Here is a 23,598-nt window from a genome sequence, read left to right as displayed (position 1 = left end):
AGGAGTCTTGCAGCATGCCCCCAGCCAGTCAGGCCAGTTTGCGTGTCATCCCCGGTGGACTGGAGGTCCCGGGCGCTGTCGTGAGCGATCGTCGCAGTACCGTGCTGCGGGGCGGTCCCATCGTACGCGCCGGCCGGAACTGCTGGAAGGTCGCCCGCGCCAGACGCGGGTCGGTGCTGGTCGACGGCGCGGAGTATTTCGCCGCGCTGGAGAACGCGATCCGAAAGGCGACCCGCTCCATCGTCGTCCTCGGTTGGGATTTCGATGGGCGCATCCGCCTGCGCCCCGATGGCCCCGAAGCTGAATCGCCGCCACTCGGCCAGCTTCTGCGCGCCCAGGTGGAAGCCAACCCCGAACTGGAGGTGAGCATCCTCGTCTGGAGCGAGTCGATCATTCACACGCCGGGCTCCACCCGTGAAATGCTGTTCGGCGCCGAATGGCAGGAGCACCCGCGCATCTCCGTCAAGCTCGACACCTATCATCCCATCTATGCCGCCCATCACCAGAAGATCGTCACCATCGACGACTGCCTGGCCTTCTCCGGCGGCATGGATTTGACGGTCGGGCGCTGGGACCGCACGCCGCACCTGGCGCATGATCCGCTCCGGGTCGATCCCGACGGCAAGTCCTACCCCGCGGTCCACGACGTGCAGATGCTGGTGGACGGCGATGCCGCCTGTGCGCTGGCCGAGGTGGCCAAGGACCGCTGGCGCAACGCCACGGGTGGCGGCGCGCCGCTCGACTGCGACTGCCCCCGTGACCATTGGCCGGACGGGCTGGAGCCCGACTTCGTCGACGTCGACGTGGCGGTGGCGCGCACCTTGCCGGATTATCTCGACACCGAACCCGTGCGGGAGGCAGCCGACCTGACCATCGACGCCATCGAAAGCGCCCGCGACACGATCTACATCGAGGCGCAGTACATGACCTCCGCGCTGCTGGGCGCCGTCCTGGAGAGCCGTCTGAAGGCGCTTGACGGCCCGGAGATCGTGGTGGTGATGGCGCACGAGTGCCACGGCATCGTCGAGAAATGGGTCATGGGTACGAACCGCGACCGGCTGATCCGCCGGTTGCGCAAGGCCGACCGGTACGGCCGCCTTCGCATTCTCTATCCCGCGGTTTGGGATGACGACGAGGAAACGCAGGTCTTCGTTCATTCGAAGGTGATCGTGGTGGACGACCGCTTCCTGCGGGTCGGCTCTTCCAACCTCAACAATCGGTCGATCGAGCTCGACACCGAATGCGACGTCGCCGTCGAAGCCAGGAACGGGGCGGAGGCGCGCGCCGTCGGACGGGTTCGCGACCGGCTCATCGGCGAGCACATCGGGGTCGCCCCGGAGCGTCTGGCCCTGGAGATCGAACGCCGCGGTTCGCTGGTCGCAGCGATCGAAGCTCTCGGCGGCGGCCGACAGCGTCTGATGCCCTTCGAGGCCATGTCCGACGAGGGACCATCGACGCCCGTGCCGGGGACCCGGCTCCTCGACCCCGTCCGGCCCTACCGCATCCTGCGGCTGTGGGATCGTTTCTGGCGCGAGCGCAAGCGCAAACGCGTCCGTTGAACCGGCTTTGCCCGTCGACGGCAGGCCGGAGGCGCGGCGTCACCGGCGCCTGACCAGGTACTCCGAGGCGACGAGGCTCGCCACGCCGATCGGCAGGGGCACGAGGAAGTAGACGAAGCGAAAAATCAGCACTGCGCCGATCAGGTTTGCACCTGGTATCATGTGCAGCACGGTGGCCTCGATGACGCCGAGGCCACCTGGAACGTGAGCCATCAACGCCGCCGTGTTGGCCGTGACGTAGGCCGTGGCCACGCTCATATAGGGAACCGCCGCGAAGCCGGCGATCGCCTGATGCAGGCATGCCGCCACCAGCGCGAAGTTCAGCGCGCCGACGCCCACCTGGGCAAGCGCCAGCTTCAGAGCGGGCATGCGAAAAGTCCATGTGCGGATGGTGAGAGGCCGTGTGACGAAGGCGGATGCGGCGAGATAGCCCGCGACGAGCAAAAGCAGCCCCAGCCCGGCCGCCAGCACCGTGGCGCTGGCGAGCCCCGTCAGTTCCGCCGCGCCGCCCGGGTGGATCAGGAGCGCGATGCCGCCGAGCGACATCAGACCGAGCGCCACGGTCAGACCCGAGAACAGGACCACCTTGGCCACGTCTTCAACATTGAGCCCCCACCGCGCATAGAAGCGATAGCGGATCGCGCCGCTGGAGATGCCGGCAAAGCCGATCGAGTGGCCCAGCGACAGCGCGGTGAAGGAGGCCAGCGCCGCCCTTCGCCAGGGCAGCCGGTGCCCGGCATAGCGAAGACCCAGATAGTCGAACAGCGTCAGCGTGAGATAGCTGGCCGCCATGAATGCCGCCGCGGCTCCCAGGCGTGCAGCCGGGACGCTCCGGATGGAGGAAACGATCTCGTCGAGACTGTAGCCGGACAGGGTCCGATACAGCAGCGTTCCGGCGAGGATGACGGCTGCGAGCGCGATCCAGGTGGTCCAGCGCAACCTGAACCGCTTCTTGCGGGCGGGTTGCGTCGCGGGGAGCGTGTCGTCGGATGCTTGCGAAAAGGTCGGTGCGGACGTGTCGGTCAAGGGCGTGCTCGCATTGAAAGCGGATCAACGTCCCAACGCCCGCCGTGATCCCGCCTCCGGCGAAAATCGGCATTTGCCCCCGCCGCGAGGGCAGGAGCGAAGTCTACCGGTCGATCGTCAAGTCGGCGACGAGGGGCAGATGGTCGGAGGCCGCACGGCTGAGCAGGCTGCGATGGGTATCGGCCGAAACGACCGATATCTGCCGGCTGATGAAGATGTGGTCGATGCGGAACACGGGAAAGTTTGAAGGGAAGGTCCGGCGTGGACGCCGCCGCTTTGGCGAGCCCAGTTGGTGGGCGTCGCGCAGATGCTGGCGTATCATTCCGCACACCGTACCGCGCGGGAAGGAATTGAAGTCGCCGGCCAGCACCATCGGCACGGTCGGGTCGGCCCGCCCCAGCCATTCGGATCCAAGCAGGCAGCGCGCCTGCGCGCGCCGCTCCCAACGGCGCAAGCCGAAATGGGTGTTGACCACGTCCACCGGCGCGCCATCCAGTTCGATCCGGGTCCAGATCGCGCCGCGCGGTTCGATCTGCGGCCGGCGTTCGACGCCGGGCAGCGCGCCGGCCTTGATCACCGTCGATGGCAAAGCGGTGATGATCGCGTCGCCATATTCTTCTTCCATCACCTTCAACGCCGGATGGAAATGGATGTTGCCCATCCCCAGTTCGCGGGCGATGGCTTCGGCCTGGTCGACCCCGCCACTTCGCGCGCGACGAACGTCGAGTTCCTGGAGGGCGACCACGTCGGCTCCGGTCTCCGCGATCACTTCGGCAATGCGGCCGGGTGACAGCTTGCCATCGACGCCGACACAGCGGTGAACGTTGTAGGTCACGACCCGGAGCCGACTCACGAATTCTGAATGCACGGCCGGTCGGGTCATTCCTGGTCCGGAACGGCCGAAGGGGGAATGACCGGCGTCGTGCCCTCGTCGGGCGCCGGTTCGACCATTCCAGGATCACCAACGTCGGGAGGAGCGAGAACGCCGCCGCAACGGTCGAGGGTCGCCGAGAGGGATTCGTCCAACTGGTCGGCGCCGGGCCTCTCGACACCACCCGGTAATGCGGCCTGTGCATCGCCGCCGGGAGCGATCTCGCAGGGATCGTCCTCGGCGCCCAGGTCAGGCGTTGTCGCAGGTGCCTCGGGCGCCGGCGCCTGCTGGGCATGTGCAGGGGAAAGGGCGAGCATGGCAAGCACAGTGCCGCTTGCCATCAACGTTCGAACGAGGGTCATGGCTTTTCTCCTCTGGGGTTCGCTGGCCTAAACGACGTACGACCAGCGGGGACATGCCGCGAGGTGCGGGCGGGCGTGAAACGTCCGAAGGTGCGGGATGAACCGGATTGGACGCGACACGCGCTAGTCCTCTGCCAAGGTTCCGGCTTGCCGGGCCGCGCGTATCAGCCCGTCCCGGGCATCGACGGCGGAGCGATGCCCGTCGATCACCTTCAGCGCGGCGTCGATCGCCTGCTGATGCTCGATGCCGCGCTCCGGCCAGCTTGGGTTCGACAGCACATCGAACGCTTCTCTCGCGTTGCCGACCGAAACGGATCCGTCAGGCAACGACAGTCGGACCGGCTGGTCGAATTCGATTGCCATCAGCTTTGCGCATCCATCACGCGAACCGTGAAAAGCGCGTCGGGATCGGCGAGGGGTCGGGCTGGGGCACCGGGTCCGGCGGCAACGGGCCGGGCGGCGGCGTCGGCCCGGGCATCGGGATCGGCTCCGTGCCGCGATTGCCGGCGGGGGCAGGGTGATCCCATGTGAGCATCCTGGGCTTTGACATCGGCTCGGTTCCTTCCATGCATTGGATCGGTCGAGCGATAACCGCAGCCTCGGGCAAATGTTCCGGGCCGGCCTGGCGGGATCGGTGGTGCGGTCCGCCGATTAACAAATGGTGTTTTTGGAGCAACCATTCCGCGCGCCGCATGTTTGGCAGGCGCGCTGCACCTCCAGCGGCGCGAGAGACCGGCGGCGCGTCCCCCGCGTCACCCCTCCCGTGCGGCGCCGGTCTCTCCCCTCTCCGGGCGTCACGCGTCCCATGATCAAACGTTCCAGCGTGGGCTGGCGGGTCAGGACGGCGGTTCTTCGAGCCCGGTTGTGAGGCGGCGGATCAGTAGTCGCGTTCGAAGAACAGGCCAAGGCTCGAGTCGCCATCGGACCCGACGGACCCACGCGCCTTGAGGTCCTGGGTGATGTCGAGGTTGATCGTGCCCCGCGTCGAGCCAGCGGCTCCCGCCTCCACGCCGAGATAGATGTTGTCCTGGATGTAGCGGCCCGCCCTGACGGCCGTGTTGCCTTCGCTGTCGGTGACGATGTCGAGGTCGTCGAGCCCGGTGGCGTCGCGCAGGCTGCCTACCAGCGAGGTGTTGGACCCGCCGGCGAGTTCGGCTGCCGCCGCCGCGAGCTGCGCGATCTGCAACGCCGACAGTTCCGAGATGGAGCGGTTGAAGATCAGCCGCGCCAGCACCTCGTCCTGCGGCAGTTCCGGCTGCGAGGAGAAGGACACCTGCGGATCGGAGATCCGCCCGCGCACGGTGACGAAGACCGTGATGTCGTCGCTTTCGCTGCGGGCGACGAAATCGATGAACGGATCGAGATCGCCGACCAGCGTCACGCTGCCTTCATCGAAGGTGATCCGCTGCCCGAGAATGGAGAGGCGGCCGCGGATCAGGTTGAAGGCGCCCACTGGCTGGATGTCGGTTACGGGGCCGGTCAGCCGAACCTGGCCGCCCAGCTCGGCGTCGAGGCCGCGTCCGCGCACGAAGATCTGGTTCGGCGCGCTGACCGTGACGTCGAGCCTGGCGACGCTCGGTCTTGCCGAGGGCATCGGCGTCCCGTCATTGGCACGGGCGCGTTCGAGCGTGGCGCGGACGGCGGCCGGCGGATTGATATGAATGACGTCGATCGATGCGGCTCCGCCGCCGAGGTCGCCCGCGATCGAGATTTCCGCCCGCTCGATCGAGACCTGACCGGAAATCAGCGGGTCGCGCGCCAGGGCGCCGAAGACCGACAGGGATGCATTCACCGTCGCCACCACGAGTTCGCCATCGGTGTAGCGCGCGTCCTGCAACCGGATGTCGAGATCGGCCGGGAAACCGTCGGCGAGCGAGATCGTGCCGCTGGCGGCAAGCCGCCCGCCGCCTGCGATCGAGGCGGTGAGCTGGGAAATGGTGACCGACTGTGCGTCGAGGCTGGCCGACAGCGCGATGTCGTTCAGCCGCACGTTCGCCTCCGGATCGACAGCGGCCGCCCCGGCCGTCGAGATAGAGCCGGTGATCACCGGGTCCGACAGGCTCCCAGCGATGCGGATGTCGAGCACGAGCGTGCCGCTGACCTGCGTGCCGCGATCGACCAGGAAACGGTTGGCGAGTTCCAGCGGAACCTGGCCGTTCGCCGCCACTGCGAGGCCCGGACCGGACAGGGGAATGATGCCGCTTGCCGTCACCGACAGGCCGCGCGGACCGTTGGCGGACGCGGATGAGAGCTCGATCGTCCCGTCTTCGTATCGCCCGGACGCGGTCAGGCCGAGCGGCGCAACGCCGAGGTCGACGAACTGCGTCGAGGCGAGGTTGCTGCCCGTCAGGTCGAAACGCGCGGCCGGATCGGCAAGCGGACCCGTGACGGTGGCGTTGCCGGTGACGTTCCCGGACAGGGATTGCCCGGGCAGCATGGGGTTCAGCGTCGCCAGCGGGAAGCTTTGCAGCGCGACGTCGAGCGCCAGCGATCCGTCGCCGAGCGGAACGCCGCCATTGACCTGCGCGCGAAAGCCTTCGGGGCCCGAAACCGTCGCGTCGACGTCGAGCCGGTTGCCCGTGGTCGTGCCGCGCGCATCGATCGACAGCGTCGTCAGGCCGGCTTCGCGCAGCGCGGTTGCGGTGAGGGCACGGCCGGCGACTTCGAAGCGGACATTCGGCGCGGTCCGCGACCCGCCCACGACGGCTGTGCCGTCGATCGTACCGCCAAGCCCCAGATCCGGTCGGATCGCATTGGCGATCGCCAGCGGCACCTGTTGCAGCCGCGCGGCCACATCGATGCGGTCCGCGATCGTACCGGTCGCGCTGATGGTTCCACCGCCGACGTTCATCGAAAATGCGTCGATGGTGACGTCCTGGCCATCGACCAGCAGCGACGCCGTCTGCGACAGTCGCGCGGAGAGGTCGCGCCAGGCGAGGTTTGCCTGCTCGAGCGTCAGTCGGAACCCTTCGCCCTCCGGCGCAAGCGAGCCCGTCGTCTCGATCACGGCCCCGTTGTCGAGACGCGCCTGCGCGGAAAAACCGGTGGCGTCGCCGCTGCGCTGGGCATTGGCGGTCAGCGTGGCGATGTCGATTCCGGCGGCGGTCACGCGGCTGGCATCGATGCGGCCTTCCACCGCCGGAACGCCGAACAGGTCGGCGACCTGCGCCTGGACCGTTGCCGCGCCGATGCGCGTCTCGTCGTAGACGAGGCCGTCGACGCGGGCCTCGACCGTGGCCGACTGGCGTTCGTCGACGATGGCCAGGGCGATGCTGGCCCGGATGGCGCCCCGCGCCTCGGCCAGCGCAAGCGCCGCCGCCGTAGAGACGTTCGGCGCGTCGAGGTCGAGGCGGCCCGTCAGGAGGCCGGCCTGGGTCTGGGTCACGTCGCCCGTCAGTGTCGCGCCCGCCGTCTCGAAGCGCAGGTCGCCCAGCCGCCGTTCGCCATTCGCGGACGCGACCTGCGAGCGCAGGCTGACGCGCGTGCCATCCAGAAAGGCGTCGCCGAGGATGTTGCCCAGGAGCGCTCCTTCGCTCAGCGTGCCGTCGAAGACGACGGCGGCGTCGCGCAGCGAGCGTCCACCGAGCGAACCGGCGGGAACACGGGCATCGAAGGCGAGCGCGATGACGCCGTCGGCCCCTTGTGCCGTGCCGGTCGCCGTCAGGCGCCCACGCAAGTCAGGGCGAATCTCGGCCAGCTCGGCGACGATGACGTCGAAGCGGAAATCGGCGCTGCCGGTGGCAACCCGGCCATCTGCCGTGATGGTCGCCTGGGGATTGTCGAGGCGGAAGCCGTCCGCGACGAGACCCGTCTCCCCGCGCGCCACCCGGCCCGAAATCGCCGTCGTCCCCGACAACAGGTTGTCCACCGTCGCGTCGTCGATGCGCAATTCCGTCGCCTGGCCGTCGAGCGTCAGGTCGAAGGCGCCCGAGACGGGGCGGATTTCGCCGCGCGCCGTCAGCCGTGCACCACCGCCGAGTTCGCGCCCGGCGAGACCCGAAAACGGCGCGATACTCGACGCTTCGACACCAAGGTCGCCGGTGAAGGCGCCGTCGATGAATGAACCCACCGCGTTGAAGGCGAGCGACCGGCCGTCGACCGAGGCGCGCTCGATGCGGACCGGCTGGCCGGCGCTCCAGCCGCCATTGATCGCCAGCGCAATCCGGTTGCCGAGCGCCTCGGCGATGTCCTCGCGTTCGGCCGCGATGCCGTTGGCCTGCCCGGCAACGTCGAACGTGATGCGGCGGCTCGCCGGGTCGTCGAGGTTGGCGACGAGCCCGCCAAGGTCGAGCGCGACGGCCTCGATGCTGTATTGCGGGCTGTTCAGATCGGTGATGGAAACGGTTCCGGACCACCGGCCGTCGGGCGTGTCGCCGAAGGTCAGGCTCACGACGCCGCGGCGCAGGGTCGTGTTGCCGCCCGGCACCGGCAGGACAACCGTGTCATCGCCGTCCGGTTCGATCCGGGCATCGAGTTGCAGCGACCGCAGGAATCCGTCGGCGCCGGTTTCGGCCGAGGCCTGCAGGTCGACCGCGGCGCTGTCGATCGACAGGCGGTCGATGGCGACGCCGCCGGCATCCCTCACGGTGCCGTTGACCGTGAGGGCTGCCTCGTCGCCGAAGAAGTCGCGGAAGGCCGGTGCCACGAGGCGCGAGATCGGTCCGCGCACGTCGGCGGAAAAGGCCAGTCCGAGATCGGTGCGGTCGAGCCGCGTCGTTCCCGTCAGCACGCGCGCGCCGTCGGCGTCGAGCGCGAGTTCCAGCGCGAGGTCGCCGAGCGGGCCGGAGCCGGAGAGCGCCAGATCGACCGGGGGCCGTCCCTCGATGTTGAGCAAGTTGGCCACGATGCCGTTGGCCGGCTCGCTGAGCCCGAGCCGTACGTCGAGCAGTTCCGTCTCGTTCGCATAGCTCGCCGTCAGCGTCAGGCTGCCGCCCGGCCCGTCGAGGCGCTGCATGTCGAGCGCGGTCTGAAGCGATCCGCCGGCCAGTTCGAGATTGCCCGTGGCGCTCAGTTCCGATGCCAGCCCGAACACGTCCGCCCCGAAGCTCAAGCGTGCGATTTCGAGATTGCGCAGGCTGATGGCAAGCGGCAGTTCCGGAAGCTGGAACGGGGTTGCCTCGGGCGATGGCAGGCCTTCCGCCGGCAAGGGCTGGCGCAGCACCTCGATCGCGTCGGCGCGCAGCGTCTCGACGTCCAGCCGGCCGCGCAGCAGCGCCGACCGGTTCCAGTCGATCCCGGCATTGGTGATCCGGAGCCAGACGCCCTCGCGATCGGCGATGGTAATCGACGCGATGGTCGCGTTCGACGACAGGATGCCCTGGATGCCGCTGATGCTGATCTGGCGATTGGAGGAGGACAGCTGGTTCTGCACGAAATCGATGAAAAAGCCGCGTTCTTCCTCCGGCGTTTCCTGTGCAAGGACCGGAAACGCCAGGAACAGCGCGAGCAGGGCTGTGACGAAGCGGATCAAAATGCCTGTCCTATTCCAACGTAGAAGGCCGCGGTCGGATCGCCCGGCCCCGGATCGAGCGGGAAGCCGACGTCGAGGCGGATGGGGCCGAGACCGGTCTGGTAGCGCAGGCCGGCGCCGACGCCGATCTTGAACGGATCATCGAAGTCGGGAATGGAATCGGCGCCGACATAGCCGGCATCGACGAAGCCGACCAGGCCGATCGTGTTGGTGACCGCGACGCGCAGTTCGGCGGAGCCTTCCACCAGCGAGCGGCCGCCGATGACGTTGTTGCCGACCGGCACGCCGATGTTTCGGTAGGCATAGCCGCGGACGGAGCCGCCGCCGCCTGCGAAGAAGAGCTTGTCGGGCGCGGTCTCGGCAATGGAGGCGCCGACGAAGCTGCCGACCTTCAGCCGTCCTGCCGCGACGATCCTGTTTTCGTCGCCAAAGCCGTAATAGGCGCGGCCCTCGGCCGTGAAGGACGAGGCCAGATTGCCATACTGGATCTCATAGAACGGTTCGGCCGTGACTTCGGCGTAGTAGCCTTCCGTGGCGTTCGCGGCATTGTCGCGACTGTCGTAGACGAGGCCGCCCAGCACGCCGAAACTGGTGAAGGTGCGGGTGCCGAAGACCGCGTCCTCGAAGCGTGCATGCCGAGCCGTCCCGAAGATGCGGCCCGAAATCTCGTCGGTGAAGATGTGGGTGAAGCCTGCCTGCCCGGTCACCCCGGTGCGCGTATAGGGCTCCAGCACTTCGCGGTCGCCGAACACCGACGCCACGAAGTCCGTGTCGGGCGTGAACACGCCCGGTCGCATGAAGGTGGCGCCGAGACGGTAGGTGAAATCGTTCGGGTCGACACCGTTGATGCCGCCGACCTTGCCTTCGATGCGAAGCCGTTCGGCCCGCCCGAAGAGGTTGCGATGCAGCCAGTAGGTCTCGAGGCCCAGGCCATCGACGGTCGAATAGGTGCCGCCCACGCCGATGCGGCGCAGCGGCCGCTCCTGGACCACGACGGTGATCGGCAGAATGCCGTCCGGGCCGATCTCGTCGGCTTCGACCAGGCGCAGCGAGCGGAACACGTCGAGCCTGGCGAGCCGCTTGCGCGCGCGCTCGATGTCGTCGGGATCGAACTCGTCGCCAGGCTTCAAACCCGCCATCCAGGCGACGAAGCCCGGATCCATGCGCTCGGTTCCCTCCGTCTTCGTGAAACCGTAGATCGCGCGCCGTCCGGGCGCCACCGTCAGCGCCGCGTCGACGACGTCGGCCGTGTGCAACGCTTCCACCCGTCGCTCGGCAATGCTCGCCTTGGCATGCCCCTGCTGACGCCAGGCTTCGACAGCGAGCCGCTCGGCGGCGAGGATCGTCCCCGAGCGCGCGACTTCGCCGGATGCAAAGCCCCTGTCGGCGGGCAGGGGAACCTCGTCCCGGCGGTTGGTGGCGGGCGGTGCCTGGTTGGTGATCAGCGCCTTGCCGAACAGGAACACCGGGCCCGGGACGACGATCACCTCGACGCGGGCGGGCTCGGGCAATTCGGTATCGGGCGGCAGATCCGCGGCCTGCCGTCCCTCGATCAGGATGCTGATGGAGCCGCCATAGCGGCCTTCCGAATAGAGGGCCGCGAGAAGGCGACGATAATCCTGCCGCGCCTTGGCGATCAGCCCGGCGGCGCCGGAGGCGGGCTCGTCGCGATCGGACCACAGGCTCGACGCGCCCTTGAGCTTGTCCTCGAGGTCGTCGCCCGTCACCTGGAAATCGACCGCATAGGTCTGCGGATCGCCGATGACGTCGGCGGTGTCGGCCGCCCGGTCGCGACCGAACAACTTGATTCCGAACAGCTCGAAGGCATGCGCGGGGGCTGCGCCCGTCACCGACAGCGCCGCAATCATCATTGCCACCCGCAAGGTGCGGCTCGTTGGATTTTGGCTACCGTTCAACGCGACTGATCACTCTCTATGGTCGAACCGCCCGCGCGGCCGTACCCCGTTGCGTGCCCGGGGGGACACAAACATGCTCTCATTATGCATTCAAGTTGTTACTAAAAATTAAGCCCAAACTTTCCAAGCCGTGTGACGGAGACGATAGCGTCCGCGCTTCGCGATGAAAACGCCCCGCGCGCCTGGCGACGAAAGCCGGAACCTCGGGCCGGCCGGTCCATTTACCCCCCATGGACGAATTGCTGACCAAGCTCGCGGGCATGCGCATCCTCATCGCGGAGGACGAGTACCTGCTTGCCGCCGAACTCGCTCAATTCTTCGAGAGCGTCGGGGCAACCGTGCTCGGCCCCGCCTCGGACGTGCCTGCGGCGCGGACCTATCTCGACGAGGCCGATGCCGCGATTCTCGATATCAACCTGCGCGGCAGCACCGTCTTTCCGATTGCCGATGAACTGTTCTTGCGCGGCGTGCCCTTCGTCTTTTTCAGCGGAACCGACGGGAGTTCGCTGCCCGACCGCTTCCGCTTCGTCGGCAGCTTGCCGAAGCCCGTCAGCTGGCAGCACGTCCTGTCGGTACTGGATGCGGAGATCGGCAGCGCGCGCGGCAACGAAAACCCCTTCGAACCTCTCCGCCAGGACATGGGCGTCGTCCTTCCCAAGCTGCGGCTTTCCGCCCGCCTGATGCTCGGCGATGCTTTCGCGGCCGACCGGCTGGTCGAAAAGACGCTGGAGCGCGCCGTGGGCGAGTTCAAGTCGCGGCCCGACGACATGCCGACCTCGACATGGTTGACGCACCTGATGGAAACGACACTCGCGGTGGGCGGCCGCAACCTGATGAACTGACCAGGAACGATCGGCCTGGCGCCCGGCCATCAGCGCAGCATCGCCACGGCCAGCCCGATCACGCCGCCGGCAGCGACGCCGACGCCGAGCCCCAGCATGGGATCGCCAAGCAGGATCTTGCCGAACACCGCACCGAGGCCGAATCCGACGATCACGCCGGTGGCCGTGCTGAGGAAGACGCCCGCCATCCCGTTCAGCGGTTCGCCGCCGGCAGGCTGCTGCCGATGCCGCCTCCCACGAAGACACCGAGAACGATGCCGAGCACCAGGTTCTCGAAAACCGACGCGCCCAGCACCGCGCCGACGGCAAGGCCGATCGTGACACCCATCAGGGCATTCATGGTGCGGGTTCCCGGCATGGACTGGCCTCCTTCGGTTGCAGGAGAAAGTCGTCATCAGAGCGATGGTTCCGCATGCCGTGTTTGGCGGCGCCGGGTGCCGGACAAGGGGCAATTCCTCCCTTGCATTTGCCGGCGCGATTGCCGATATGAGGGCCGGGAGGTTGGTGGTGGACGAGCCACTCGCCAACCGGGTCAGGTCCGGAAGGAAGCAGCCCTAACGAGCTCAGGCACGGGTCGCCGTGCCAGCCTCCCACCTTTTCCGTGGTCGCGCCGGTTCGGACGCGCGCCGGAATGGTTTCGTGTCGAGCATTGACGCTGCGGCGTCGAGGCGCGACACTCGCCGATACTCAAGCCCGCGGCACGACGGAGGCAACCGACCAATGAGCGAGGCCGGCAGCACCGACACGACCGGAACCAGGGCTTACCGGGTTCTCGCCCGCAAATATCGGCCGAGCGACTTTTCCGACCTCATCGGCCAGGAGCCGATGGTTCGCACCCTCACCAACGCCTTTGCTGCCGGCCGCATCGCGCAGGCTTGGATGCTGACCGGCGTCCGCGGCGTCGGCAAGACGACGACGGCGCGCATCCTGGCGCGCGCGCTCAACTACAAGACCCCCGACATCGACCGCCCGTCCATCGACCTCACCTCGCCCGGCGAGCACTGCAAGGCCATCATGGAAGGCCGGCACGTGGACGTCATCGAGATGGACGCAGCCAGCCACACTGGCATCGACGACATCCGCGAGATCATCGAGCAGGTTCGCTACGCGCCCGTTTCGGCCCGCTACAAGGTCTACATCATCGACGAGGTGCACATGCTCTCGACGCAGGCCTTCAACGGCCTGCTGAAGACGCTCGAGGAGCCGCCGCCGCACGTCAAGTTCATCTTCGCCACTACCGAAATCCGCAAGGTACCTATCACGGTGCTGTCGCGTTGCCAGCGCTTCGACCTGCGCCGGGTGGATGCCGGCCTGCTGGTCGAGCATTTGCGCGGCATTGCCGGCAAGGAGGGCATCACCGTCGACGACGAGGCGCTGGCCATGGTGGCGCGCGCCGCCGAAGGCTCGGTCCGCGACGCCTTGTCCATCTTCGACCAGGCGATCGCCCATGGCGCCGGCGCCGTCAGCGGCGATGCGGTTCGCGCCATGCTCGGACTTGCGGATCGCGCCCGCGTCGTCGATCTCTTCGAACACCTCATGGGCGGCGATGTCGCCGCTGCCCTGACGGAGTTCCGCGCCCAATATGACGGTGGCGCCGACCCGGCGGTCGTGCTGACGGATCTGGCCGAATTCAATCATCTCGTGACGCGCTTGCGCTTCGTGCCGGAGGCGGCGCGCGACGGTTCGCTGACCGAGGACGAACGACGGCGCGGCGCCGACTTCGCCGGCAGGCTCTCGGTGCGGGTGCTGTCGCGGACCTGGCAGATGCTGCTCAGGGGCATCGCCGAGGTGCAAGGCTCGAACCGCCCGGTCAGCGCGGGCGAAATGGTGCTGATCCGCATCGCCCATGCCGCCAGCCTGCCGACCCTGGACGAGGCCCTGAAGGCGATCGAAAGCGGCGGCGTCGCGCCCCTTCAGACCGGCGCGCCACGGCCGAATGGCGGCGGACCGGTCGATCGCGCACCCGCCCCGGCGGGCGATGGCGGCGTCACCGCGGTGGCGCAGACGCGGATGTCCACGGCCGGCGGCGGGCAGACCATGCGGCTCGTGGAACCGGTGCAGCGGGCCGAGCCCATCGCGCCGCCTCTCCCGGCCCCGGTGGAGGAGGCGTCTTCGGTGCCAGTGCGGTCGCTCGAGGACATCGCAGCCCTCGCCGACGCCAACCGCGACATCGCCTTCAAGGTTGGCTTCAAGGCCTATGTTCGCCTGGTTTCCATCGAGCCGGGACGGATCGAGGTCAGCCTCGCCGAAAACGCGCCGAAAACCCTTCTCAACGACATGACCACGCGATTGAAGGCCTGGACCGGCCGCAACTGGTTCGTGTCGCTGTCGCGCGAAAAGGGTGGACCGACGCTGAGCGAGATCGAGGCCGGACGTCGCGAGAGCGTTCTGATGGACGCCCGCGCCGACCCCGCCGTGGCGGCGATCCTGGCACGGTTCCCCGGCGCGAGGATCATCGACGTGCGCTTTCCCGATGCGACGGCGCAGGACGTCGGAGAGAGCGACGAGACGTCGTTGCCGATCGACCCGGCCGCCGACGATGAAGACGACGAACTCTGAGACAGGAAGAAGGACGACATCATGAAGGATCTGATGGGCCTGATGGGCAAGGCCAAGGAAATGCAGGCGAAGTTCCAGACCATGCAGGAGGAGATCGCCCAGATCGAAGCCTCCGGCCAGTCAGGCGGCGGCCTGGTCAACGTCGTCCTGTCGGGCAAGGGCGAGATGAAGAGCCTGAAGATCGATCCCTCGCTCTTCAAGGAGGATGACGTGGAGATCCTGGAAGATCTGATCCTCGCCGCCCATGCCGACGCCAAGGGGAAGGTCGAGGCCGTGATGCAGAAGAAGACGCAGGAATTGACCGCCGGCCTGCCCATCCCCCCCGGCTTCAAGATGCCGTTCTGAGCGGCCCTGTCCGCGCGCGGGGCGCCAGACGCCCCGTTCGTGGCTGGACCATGCGTTTCGGCATTGGAAATCGGCCGGGCGCGCCTACATTGACGCCATGACACCGATATCCGTACTCGACCTCTCGCCCGTCCCCGAAGGCACCGACGCCGGCGCCTCGCTCCGCAACACGCTCGATCTCGCCCGCCACGCCGAGCGATGGGGCTACCGTCGCTACTGGCTGGCCGAGCACCACAACATGCCGGGCATTGCCAGCGCTGCCACGGCCGTGGTCATCGGCCATGTCGCGGCCGGCACCTCGACCATCCGCGTCGGCGCCGGCGGCATCATGCTCCCCAACCATTCGCCCTTGATGGTGGCCGAGGCGTTCGGCACGCTCGCCGCGCTGCATCCCGGGCGCATCGATCTCGGTCTAGGCCGCGCGCCGGGCACCGATCAACTGACCGCGCGGGCGCTGCGCCGCAACCTGTCGGGCGACGTCGACCAGTTCCCGCGCGACGTCGTCGAACTGATGTCCTACTTCAGGCCGGCCGAAGAGGGCCAGCGCGTCCAGGCGGTGCCGGGCGCGGGCCTCGACGTGCCGGTCTGGATCCTTGGATCGAGCCTCTACGGCGCCCAGCTCGCCGCGATGCTGGGCCTGCCCTATGCCTTCGCCTCGCACTTCGCCCCTGCCGAACTCGAACGCGCGGTGGCGATCTATCGCGAGCGCTTCGAACCATCCGAACAGCTCGACAGGCCCTATGTGATGCTGGGTCTCAGCGTCATCGCCGCAGACACCGACGAGGAGGCGCGGCTGTTGTTCACCTCGCAACAGCAGTCCTTCGTCAATCTGCGCACCGGGCGCCCCGGCAAGCTGCCGCCACCCGTGCGTGGCTATTACGAGAGCCTCGAGCCCATGGCGCGCGCCATGCTCGACCAGACGCTCACCTGCGCGGTGGTCGGCTCGCCCGAGACGGTGCGCCGCGGCGTCGCCGAGTTCGCCCGTCGCACCGGCGCGGACGAACTGATGGTCACCGGCCACATCTTCGACCATGCCGCCCGCCTTCGCTCCTACGAGATCCTGGCCGACGCCCATCGCGAACTGTCGGCGGCGGCCTAAGGCGCGCCGCCTATCGGCAGGGCGCGTCGTAGAGAATGCGGTAGTCCGCGTTGCGCGCCTCGCAGGCGTTTCCGAAGGTCCGCACCTGGTTGCCGCGCCGTGCGCAGACCGGTTCGTACTGCTGGGTGCAGAAACTCTGGCGAGGAGGCGGAGCCGGCTCGGGACGCGGGCCGCCGCCGCGTCGGCACTGTCCGGGATGAGACACACGATACCCGGCGGCATTGGCTTCGCAGCTGTTGCCGAACGTCTGCCGATCCGGGCCCCGCCTCGCGCAGACCGGGTCGTAGATGCGCGGGCACAACTGTTGCGAAGACGGCGGTCCGGGACGAACCGGCAGGGGCTCCTCCACCACCACGGCGCAGGACGAAACGAAAAGCAGGGCCAGCAACCCGGCGACGCCTGCAACCGGTGAATTCACCATGATGTCCTCCCCTGGGCCTGTGCCCGCCAGCGACGTATATCGGCGAAATGCTCGAATGGCGAATTGGTTTCGGCTCCCGCAGGGTCGCAAGCCGGATGCCGGAACCTTTCCGCGCCTTGCCCGTTTGAAGTCGTTCCGCCCCGTTGTGCGCGGGCCGGGGGAAACATGTCGCCATCGCCAGACGAAACACCGGAACCGACGCCTGTCGTGAGGCCAAGCCGCAGCCTGTTTGGCGTGCTGCTCGGCATATTCCTCATTCTCCTCGTCTACGCCCTGTACTTCGCCAAGGATTTCTTCCTGCCGGTGGTGCTTGCCTTCATGCTGGCGCTGACTTTGTCGCCCATCGTGCGATCGCTGGCCTGGCGCGGCATTCCGGCGCCGCTATCGGCGACGCTTCTGGTGTTCCTCTCCTTCTGCGGGGTTGCCGTCATCGGCTTCGTGCTCAGCGGGCCGGTGGTGGCGCTGGTCGAGGATGCACCCAACATCGGCCGTCAGCTTCAGAACCGGCTGGCGGAAATCGAGGGGCCGCTGTCGCGCATCATGCAGGCCGGCGACCAGATCGAAAGCGTGACCGAGTCCGCCAGCGAGCCGGACGTGCAGAAGGTGGTGATCGCACAGCCGGGGATCGTTTCGCGCGCGGCCGGCAACCTCCTGTCCGTCGGTACCACGGTTGCCATCATGCTGGTCCTGTCCTTGTTCCTGCTCGCATCGGGCAGCATGTTCTACGAAAAGCTGGTGCAGACGTTCGATCTGATGAGCGACAAGAAGCGGGCGCTGCGGATCGTCTACGACGTCGAGCGCGAGATCTCCCGCTACCTGCTCACGGTCGCGCTGATCAATGCGGGTCTCGGCTTCGCCGTCGGAATGTCCTGCTGGCTGCTCGGCCTGCCCAATGCGCTCCTGTGGGGCGTGGCCGCAGCGCTTTTGAATTTCCTGCCCTATGTGGGCAGTCTCATCGGCATCGTTCTGGTCAGCGTGATCTCGATCGTCACCTTCGACACGCTCTCCGCCGCCGCGCTCGCGCCGCTGCTCTATGTCGGGTTCACGGTGCTCGAGGGCCAGTTCATCACGCCGCTCATTCTCGGCAGGCGGCTCGAGCTGAACGCCGTGGCCATCTTCATCGCCATCGCCTTCTGGTCGTGGCTCTGGGGCTTCGCCGGTGCGCTTCTCGCCGTGCCGATCCTCGTCATCGCCAAGGTGTTCTGCGACCATTTCGAGGGGCTGAGCTCGATCGGCAACTTCCTCGGCGCGCAGGACGCGCGCGAGACCGCCGAATAGGCGCACGGGACTTCCGTCCCGCCCAAATTCCCTCTAGTGCGTCGGCGCGGAGGAATGCGACGATGCGCCAGACGGACGACGGACCTGATCTCGATGCCTATTTCGCGCGGATCGGCTATTGCGGCCCGCGCACGGCCACGCTTGGCGTGCTGCAGGAACTGCACCTCCTCCATCCACGGGCGATCGCCTTCGAGAACCTCGATTCCTTCCTCGGCCGCCCGGTTCGCCTCGATCTGCCGTCACTGGAGGAAAAGCTCGTCCATGCGCGGCGCGGCGGCTACTGCTTCGAGCAGAACACGCTGTTCTGGAAGGTGCTGGCGTCGCTCGGCTTTCAGGTCAGCGGCCTTGCTGCCCGGGTCTTGTGGAACCAGCCGGACGACACGCTCAATCCGCGCAGCCACATGCTGCTGCGCGTCGAGCTCGACGGTTCGACCTGGCTTGCCGATGTCGGCTTTGGCGGCGTCACGCAGACCGCGCCGCTGCGTCTGGCGGCGGGCATGGTGCAACGGACGCCGCACGAGCCCTGTCGCCTGATCGAGACCGATGACCACCATCGCCTTCAGGTCGAGATCGGCGGCGAGTGGCGCACCGTCTTCCGCTTCGACCTGACGGAGCATTTCGAGGTCGACTATCTGGTTTCGAGCCATTTCGTCTCGACATGGCCCGCCTCGCAGTTCGTGACGACGATCATGGCCGCTCGGGCGCTTCCGCAGGGTCGGCTGGCGCTGAAGAACGACCGGTTGATCGTTCACGAGACGGGTGGCGCGTCAAGGCATGTGCATTTCGCCACCGCCGCCGACCTGCGCGCGACGCTCGCCGCCGATTTCGGCATCGACGTGCCGGAGCCGGACCGCTTCGACGCGCGGTTTGCGGAGTTGGGATTCGGCCAGGGCGAGTCGTAGCGCCGGATTCTAACGCAGCCGGTTCACCAGCGTCTGGTCGGGGAAGCAGGTCGGCGCCAGACCGTTCCGGGCCTGCCAGTCGCCGATCGAGCGGCGCGTGCGAAAGCCGGGCAACCCGTCAGCGCCGCCGACGTCGTAGCCGAGCTTTTCCAGCCCTCGCTGCATGGCGGCGATGTCGGAGCGGTAGAGCTTGGTCACGGCGCCCCAGCCGTTCGAGAACGTCCTGTCGCCATACTGGATGCGGTCGCCGGCATGTCCGACGAACAGCGCGTAGAGGTCGCTCTCGTTATAGTCCTTCAGCACGTAGAAGTTCGGCGTTACGAGGAAGGCGGGGCCATTGCGGCCGGCCGGCATCATCAGGTAACCCTCGCCCTTCAGCTCGTGCGCCGGAAACGGACGGCCGCCGACGCGCTCGATGCCCATCCGCGCCCAGTCGGCGATCGGCTTGCCGCGGTCGGGGCCTTCCAGCGCGCAGGACACGGCGGCCGGCACCGTCACTTCGAAACCCCAGTCGCGGCCGCGCACCCAGCCATGCGCCTTCAGGTAGTTGCCGATCGAGGCCAGCGTGTCCGCCTCCGAGGTCCAGATATCGGCGCGCCCGTCGCCGTCGCCATCGACGGCGTATTTCAGGTAGTTGCTCGGCATGAACTGCGGCTGACCGAGCGCGCCGGCCCAGGAGGATTTCATCGAGCGCGGCGGGATCCGTCCCCGCTCGGCCATCACCAGCGCGGCCAGCACCTCCTCGCGGAACATGGCCTTGCGGGTGGCGAGAAAGGCCTTGGTGCCCAGCACCTCGAAGGCATCGTAGGAAATCCTGGCGCGGCCGAAACCGGATTCGCGTCCCCAGATGGCGAGCACGATGCCGGGCGGCACGCCGGTTGCCGCCTCGATCGCCGAGAGCGTCCGGGCGTGAGCCCCGGCGCGGGCCCGCCCGCCGGCGCTGACGCCGCGCACGGTGTTCTCAGCGAAATAGTTCCCCGGCGACCCGAACTCGGCCTGGTGCTGCGTCTTCGGGGTCTGCGGCTTCTGCCCGGGCAGCACCAGGTCCGGCAGTTTCAGGTTCGGGCTGACACCCCTGAACGCCTCGTCGAAGGTCGCGCGCGACACGCCGTTCGACTGCGCAGCCGGCCAAAGGTCGGCGTCGAGCCAGGCGCGGAACTGCCGGTCGATGGATTGTCCGGCCGCGGGCAGAGGGGCGAGCGCCGCCAGCAACAGCGCTCCTGCGGCGAAGGCTCGTGCGAAGCGCGACGAAGTGATCCGCATCGAGCCATTCCTCCTCAAAACGCGGTCCGCGCCTTCAGCGCCGCCGACAGGGTTCCTTCATCCAGATAGTCGAGTTCGCCGCCCACGGGCACGCCATGCGCGAGCCGCGTCACCTTCACCCCCAGCCCGTCGAGCTGGTCGGTGATGTAGTGCGCGGTGGTCTGGCCTTCCACGGTGGCGTTGACGGCGAGAATGAGTTCGCTCACCCCGCCCTTGGCCACGCGGTCGACCAGGCTGCGGATGTTCAGGTCGTCCGGCCCGACACCGTCGAGCGGCGACAGCGTGCCGCCGAGCACGTGGTAGCGCGCGTTCATCGCCCCGGTCCGCTCCAGCGCCCACAGGTCGGAGACGTCCTCGACCACGATGATCGTCGTGTCGTCGCGGCGTGGATCGGTGCAGATGGTGCAGGGATCGGTCGTGTCGACATTGCCACAGGTCGAGCAGATGCGCACCTTGTCCAGCGCGTCGCCCATGGCGACCGTCAGCGGGCCGAGCAGCTGCTCCTTCTTCTTGATCAGGTGCAGCGCCGCTCGCCGTGCAGACCGGGGGCCGAGCCCCGGCACCTTGGCGAGCAGCTGGATCAGGCGTTCGATCTCGGGACCGGCGAATCGCTTCGACATGGTGCCTGTCTAGCGTACAAATCGTGGCGAAAACACCGGCGCGGAACGTTGCCCGTCCTAGGCCGACGCGCCCGTCTTCTGCGCAACGGCCTTGCGCACGGCCGGCGCCACCTTCGTGCCGAAGAGTTCGATGGCCTTCATCAGCGTGGCGTGCGGCATGACGCCGATCGCCATCTGGATCAGGAAGCGCGTGTTGCCGAAGATCTCGTGGTTGGCGAGGATCTTGTCGGTCACCTCGGCGGGACTGCCGACGAAGAGCGCGCCGCGCGGGCTACGCGAGGCATCGAACTCGCGCCGGCCGCTCGGCCCCCAGCCGCGCTCGCGGCCGATCCGGTTCATCACGTCGGTCACCGGCGGATAGAAGGTGTCGGCCGCCTCCTGCGTCGTTTCGCCAACGAAGCCGTGCACGTTGATGCTGGTGGCCAGCGTGTCGGGGTCGTGGCCGAACTGCCGCGCGGCCTTCCGGTAGATGTCGAAGAAGGTCGCGAATCGGGCCGGCTCGCCGCCGATGATGGCCAGCGCCAGCGGCAGCCCGTACATGCCGGCGCGCGCCGCCGATTGCGGCGTGCCGCCGATGGCGATCCACAACGGCAGCGGATCCTGCAGCGGCCGCGGATAGACACCCCGGTCGTCGATCCGCGGCGTGTGCTTGCCGCCCGGCCAGGAAATCCGCTCGTCCTTGCGCAAGGCGATCAGCATTTCCAGCTTCTCGGCGAAAAGCGTGTCGTAGTCCTTGAGGTCGTAGCCGAACAGCGGGAAGGATTCGATGAACGATCCCCGGCCCGCCATCATCTCCGCGCGGCCCTGCGAGATCAGGTCGAGCGTTGCGTATTGCTGGAACACGCGGACCGGGTCTTCCGATGACAAGACGGTCACGCTGCTCGACAGCCGGATCGACTTGGTGCGCGCGGCGGCGGCGGCCAGCACGGTGGCGGGCGAGGAGACGACATAGTCGGGGCGATGGTGCTCGCCGAGCGCGAACACATCGAGGCCAAGCTGGTCGGCGAGCTCGATCTCCTCGAGCAGGTTCTTCAGTCGCTCGGCCGGATCGGTCCTGCGTCCCGAGACCGGGTCGGTGCCGACGTCGCCGAACGTGTAGAGGCCGAGTTCCATTGCCGTCTCCTGTTTCGTTGGCCCCAAGATAGGCCGGGGCCGCAACGTGCGCGAGTGTCTGACGGTGAACAGTGCTTCTCCGGTCGTCCGCTTAACGCCGCGTACACCCATGCCCGATAGCTTTGCGCCGAGAACGAGCCGGCCGAAACGTTTGGAAGCAGTGCGCTCAACATGTCCTTTCTCGAACGACGCGTGACCAGACTGCGAGCCGCGTTTTCGCGCAGCCTGCGTCTGCGCGTGCTGACGCTTACGCTTGCGTTGTTCGTGGGCGTGGCCCTGCCGGCTTTCGGGGCGTTCGTCTGGATCGTGGACACGACCAGCGGCCGCCTTTCGACCCTGTTCGCCGAACGGCAGGTGCTCTACGACCGCTATCGCGGCCTCGGGCCCCTCGCGCGCGAAGTGGCGCTCGCCGAAACGCTGGCGCGTTCGCCGACCATCCGCGATTGGGCGCTGGACGAAGAGCACGCGGCCAAGAAGGCCCGCGGGCTGGATGCGCTCGAACATTTCCGCACGGCCTTTGCCGACCGCAGCTACTTTCTCGTCATCGCCGGATCGGGCCACTACTATTTCGGCGACGGAAACGCTGGCACCGATCCGAACCGCCCGCGATACGTGGTGTCTCGCGAGGTGCCTTCCGACGACTGGTTCTACAAGACCCTGGCCCTTGGCGGCGGGTGCAGGCTGAACGTCAACAACGATCGCGCGCTGGCCGTCACGAAGGTCTGGATCAACTGCGTCGTGGAGCAGAAGGGCCAGCCCATCGCGGTCATCGGTACCGGGCTCGATCTATCGGCCTTCGTCGCCGACGTGGTCAACACCGGTCAAAAGGGCGTCGAGACGCTGTTCGTGGATGGCTCCGGCGCGATCCAGGCGATCGCCGACCGCGGCAAGATCGATTTCGCGAGCCTCACCAAGGAGGAGGCCGAGCGAAACACCGTCTTCCAGCTCGTCGACAAGGCCGAGCATCGCGGCCTATTGGCCTCGATGATGGCCGATCTGCGCGCTGGTCGCACGGATGCCGCGACCGCTGTTCTCGACATGGGTGGCCGTCCGATGCTGGTGGGCGTGGGCCATCTCGACAGTCTCGGCTGGTTCAACGTCTCCGTCATGGACGTCGACGCCATCGTCGGACGGGGGCTGTTCGCGCCGCTCGGCGCACTTCTCGCCTCCGCGATCATCGTCGCGGCCTTGCTGATCACCGTGTTCTTCAAGCACAGCGTGCTGGACCGCATCGCCCAGACGGAGGGCGCGTTGCGCCGTATCGAGGAAGGCAAGTATGGGCAGCCTCTGGCCTCGCATGACGATGACGAGATTGGCCGCTTGACCACCGCCCTCGATCGCATGGCCAGGGCGGTGCACGAAAACACCGAGCGGCTCGAGGATACGGTTCGCCAGCGTACGGACGAACTCGAACGGTTGGCCTTTCTCGATTCCATGACGGGGATCGCCAATCGGCGCGGCTTCACTGCGACATTCGACATGGAAATCGCCGCTGCGCGGGAGGTCGGCGAGACGGTCGGCCTGCTCCTGCTGGATGTGGATCTCTTCAAGTCGATCAATGATTCGCGCGGCCACATGGCCGGAGACGAGGTCATCCTCGAAGTTGCAAGGCGCATCCGTGACGTGGTGGAGGAGCGCGACCACTGCGCCCGCTGGGGCGGTGACGAGTTCATGGTGCTCGTGCGCGGCGACGCCGGCGACCTGATGCGGGCCGGCCGGCGCCTGCTCGACGCGCTGCGCGGCTCGGGCATCAGGCTGTCGGACGGGACCGAAATCCGCGTTACCACGTCCATCGGAGGCTATCTCGCCTCCGCCGACGACACGCTGTCGACCGCCACAGCCAGGGCCGACGTGGCGCTCTACGAGGCCAAGCACGCAGGCCGCAACCGCATCATGGTGCACTCACCGGGCCAAACGCCCCAAACCGACGTGAAAGTCGCCTGACTTTCTTT

20 protein-coding genes and 1 other RNA gene are annotated in these 23,598 nt (G+C 67.6%); 9 read left to right on the top strand and 12 right to left on the bottom strand.

Annotated features, from left to right (window positions below; all coding sequences use genetic code 11):
• Positions 1-14: 14 nt before the first annotated feature.
• Positions 15-1,559, top strand: a complete 1,545-nt coding sequence (locus tag EJC49_RS05225; RefSeq protein WP_126698408.1) for a phospholipase D-like domain-containing protein — start codon at positions 15-17, stop codon at positions 1,557-1,559.
• Positions 1,560-1,598: 39 nt separating this feature from the next.
• Here EJC49_RS05225 and EJC49_RS05220 read toward each other — a convergent pair whose 3' ends face one another.
• The 6 genes from EJC49_RS05220 to EJC49_RS05195 form a co-directional block, all read right to left on the bottom strand.
• On the bottom strand, positions 1,599-2,585 hold the full coding sequence (locus tag EJC49_RS05220) for a lysylphosphatidylglycerol synthase domain-containing protein (RefSeq protein ID WP_245453274.1): 987 nt from the start codon (positions 2,583-2,585) through the stop codon (positions 1,599-1,601).
• Positions 2,586-2,688: 103 nt separating this feature from the next.
• Positions 2,689-3,420, bottom strand: coding sequence for an endonuclease/exonuclease/phosphatase family protein (locus EJC49_RS05215; RefSeq protein WP_245453273.1), 732 nt, complete (start codon positions 3,418-3,420; stop codon positions 2,689-2,691).
• Between the two features lie 44 nt (positions 3,421-3,464).
• Positions 3,465-3,818, bottom strand: a complete 354-nt coding sequence (locus EJC49_RS05210) for a hypothetical protein (RefSeq protein ID WP_245453272.1) — start codon at positions 3,816-3,818, stop codon at positions 3,465-3,467.
• Between the two features lie 123 nt (positions 3,819-3,941).
• Entirely contained in the window at positions 3,942-4,181 is a 240-nt protein-coding gene (locus EJC49_RS05205; protein ID WP_126698406.1) for a DUF982 domain-containing protein, read from the bottom strand.
• A 514-nt stretch (positions 4,182-4,695) separates the two neighbouring features.
• Positions 4,696-9,288: a translocation/assembly module TamB domain-containing protein gene (locus tag EJC49_RS05200; protein WP_170314622.1), complete on the bottom strand. Its 4,593-nt coding sequence runs from the start codon at positions 9,286-9,288 to the stop codon at positions 4,696-4,698.
• On the bottom strand, positions 9,285-11,159 hold the full coding sequence (locus tag EJC49_RS05195; protein ID WP_126698439.1) for an autotransporter assembly complex protein TamA: 1,875 nt from the start codon (positions 11,157-11,159) through the stop codon (positions 9,285-9,287). The genes EJC49_RS05200 and EJC49_RS05195 overlap by 4 nt, the downstream gene beginning before the upstream one ends.
• Positions 11,160-11,434: 275 nt before the next feature.
• On the opposite strand from EJC49_RS05195, the gene EJC49_RS05190 reads away from it, so the two are divergent.
• The gene (locus tag EJC49_RS05190) at positions 11,435-12,046 is read left to right on the top strand and encodes a response regulator (RefSeq protein ID WP_126698405.1); all 612 of its coding nucleotides are present in this window, start codon (positions 11,435-11,437) and stop codon (positions 12,044-12,046) included.
• Between the two features lie 29 nt (positions 12,047-12,075).
• Here EJC49_RS05190 and EJC49_RS25565 read toward each other — a convergent pair whose 3' ends face one another.
• Positions 12,076-12,234, bottom strand: coding sequence for a hypothetical protein (locus EJC49_RS25565; RefSeq protein WP_170314621.1), 159 nt, complete (start codon positions 12,232-12,234; stop codon positions 12,076-12,078).
• A 5-nt stretch (positions 12,235-12,239) separates the two neighbouring features.
• On the bottom strand, positions 12,240-12,404 hold the full coding sequence (locus tag EJC49_RS25560; RefSeq protein ID WP_170314620.1) for a hypothetical protein: 165 nt from the start codon (positions 12,402-12,404) through the stop codon (positions 12,240-12,242).
• 138 nt (positions 12,405-12,542) lie between these two features.
• On the opposite strand from EJC49_RS25560, the gene ffs reads away from it, so the two are divergent.
• The 4 genes from ffs (at position 12,543) to EJC49_RS05170 (ending at position 16,049) form a co-directional block, all read left to right on the top strand.
• Positions 12,543-12,640, top strand: an RNA gene (ffs, locus tag EJC49_RS05185) — signal recognition particle sRNA small type.
• Positions 12,641-12,766: 126 nt separating this feature from the next.
• On the top strand, positions 12,767-14,605 hold the full coding sequence (locus tag EJC49_RS05180) for a DNA polymerase III subunit gamma/tau (protein WP_126698404.1): 1,839 nt from the start codon (positions 12,767-12,769) through the stop codon (positions 14,603-14,605).
• A 21-nt stretch (positions 14,606-14,626) separates the two neighbouring features.
• Positions 14,627-14,950: a YbaB/EbfC family nucleoid-associated protein gene (locus EJC49_RS05175; RefSeq protein ID WP_126698403.1), complete on the top strand. Its 324-nt coding sequence runs from the start codon at positions 14,627-14,629 to the stop codon at positions 14,948-14,950.
• Positions 14,951-15,047: 97 nt separating this feature from the next.
• Positions 15,048-16,049, top strand: coding sequence for an LLM class flavin-dependent oxidoreductase (locus tag EJC49_RS05170; RefSeq protein WP_126698402.1), 1,002 nt, complete (start codon positions 15,048-15,050; stop codon positions 16,047-16,049).
• Positions 16,050-16,059: 10 nt separating this feature from the next.
• On the opposite strand, the gene EJC49_RS05165 is transcribed toward EJC49_RS05170, so the two are convergent.
• Entirely contained in the window at positions 16,060-16,470 is a 411-nt protein-coding gene (locus EJC49_RS05165; RefSeq protein ID WP_126698401.1) for a Kazal-type serine protease inhibitor family protein, read from the bottom strand.
• Positions 16,471-16,635: 165 nt separating this feature from the next.
• Here EJC49_RS05165 and EJC49_RS05160 point away from each other — a divergent pair, with 165 nt between their 5' ends.
• On the top strand, positions 16,636-17,748 hold the full coding sequence (locus tag EJC49_RS05160) for an AI-2E family transporter (protein WP_126698400.1): 1,113 nt from the start codon (positions 16,636-16,638) through the stop codon (positions 17,746-17,748).
• Positions 17,749-17,810: 62 nt separating this feature from the next.
• Entirely contained in the window at positions 17,811-18,650 is an 840-nt protein-coding gene (locus EJC49_RS05155; protein ID WP_126698399.1) for an arylamine N-acetyltransferase family protein, read from the top strand.
• 9 nt (positions 18,651-18,659) lie between these two features.
• Here the strand turns inward: EJC49_RS05155 and EJC49_RS05150 are convergent, their stop codons facing one another.
• Genes EJC49_RS05150 through EJC49_RS05140 form a run of 3 tightly spaced genes read right to left on the bottom strand, consistent with a single transcriptional unit; the run spans position 18,660 to position 21,646 of the window.
• Positions 18,660-19,913: a lytic murein transglycosylase gene (locus EJC49_RS05150; RefSeq protein WP_126698398.1), complete on the bottom strand. Its 1,254-nt coding sequence runs from the start codon at positions 19,911-19,913 to the stop codon at positions 18,660-18,662.
• A gap of 14 nt (positions 19,914-19,927) precedes the next feature.
• Positions 19,928-20,533, bottom strand: a complete 606-nt coding sequence (recR, locus tag EJC49_RS05145; protein WP_126698397.1) for a recombination mediator RecR — start codon at positions 20,531-20,533, stop codon at positions 19,928-19,930.
• 57 nt (positions 20,534-20,590) lie between these two features.
• Positions 20,591-21,646: an LLM class flavin-dependent oxidoreductase gene (locus tag EJC49_RS05140; RefSeq protein ID WP_126698396.1), complete on the bottom strand. Its 1,056-nt coding sequence runs from the start codon at positions 21,644-21,646 to the stop codon at positions 20,591-20,593.
• Positions 21,647-21,838: 192 nt separating this feature from the next.
• Between EJC49_RS05140 and EJC49_RS05135 the strand changes: the two genes are divergently transcribed.
• Positions 21,839-23,590, top strand: a complete 1,752-nt coding sequence (locus EJC49_RS05135) for a diguanylate cyclase (RefSeq protein ID WP_170314619.1) — start codon at positions 21,839-21,841, stop codon at positions 23,588-23,590.
• Positions 23,591-23,598: the final 8 nt, after the last annotated feature.

The sequence above is a fragment of the Aquibium carbonis genome (genome assembly GCF_003970795.1).
GTDB lineage: Bacteria > Pseudomonadota > Alphaproteobacteria > Rhizobiales > Rhizobiaceae > Aquibium > Aquibium carbonis.
The sequence above is the reverse complement of the archived record's forward strand: the minus strand, read 5'-3'. Positions and strand labels throughout refer to the sequence as shown.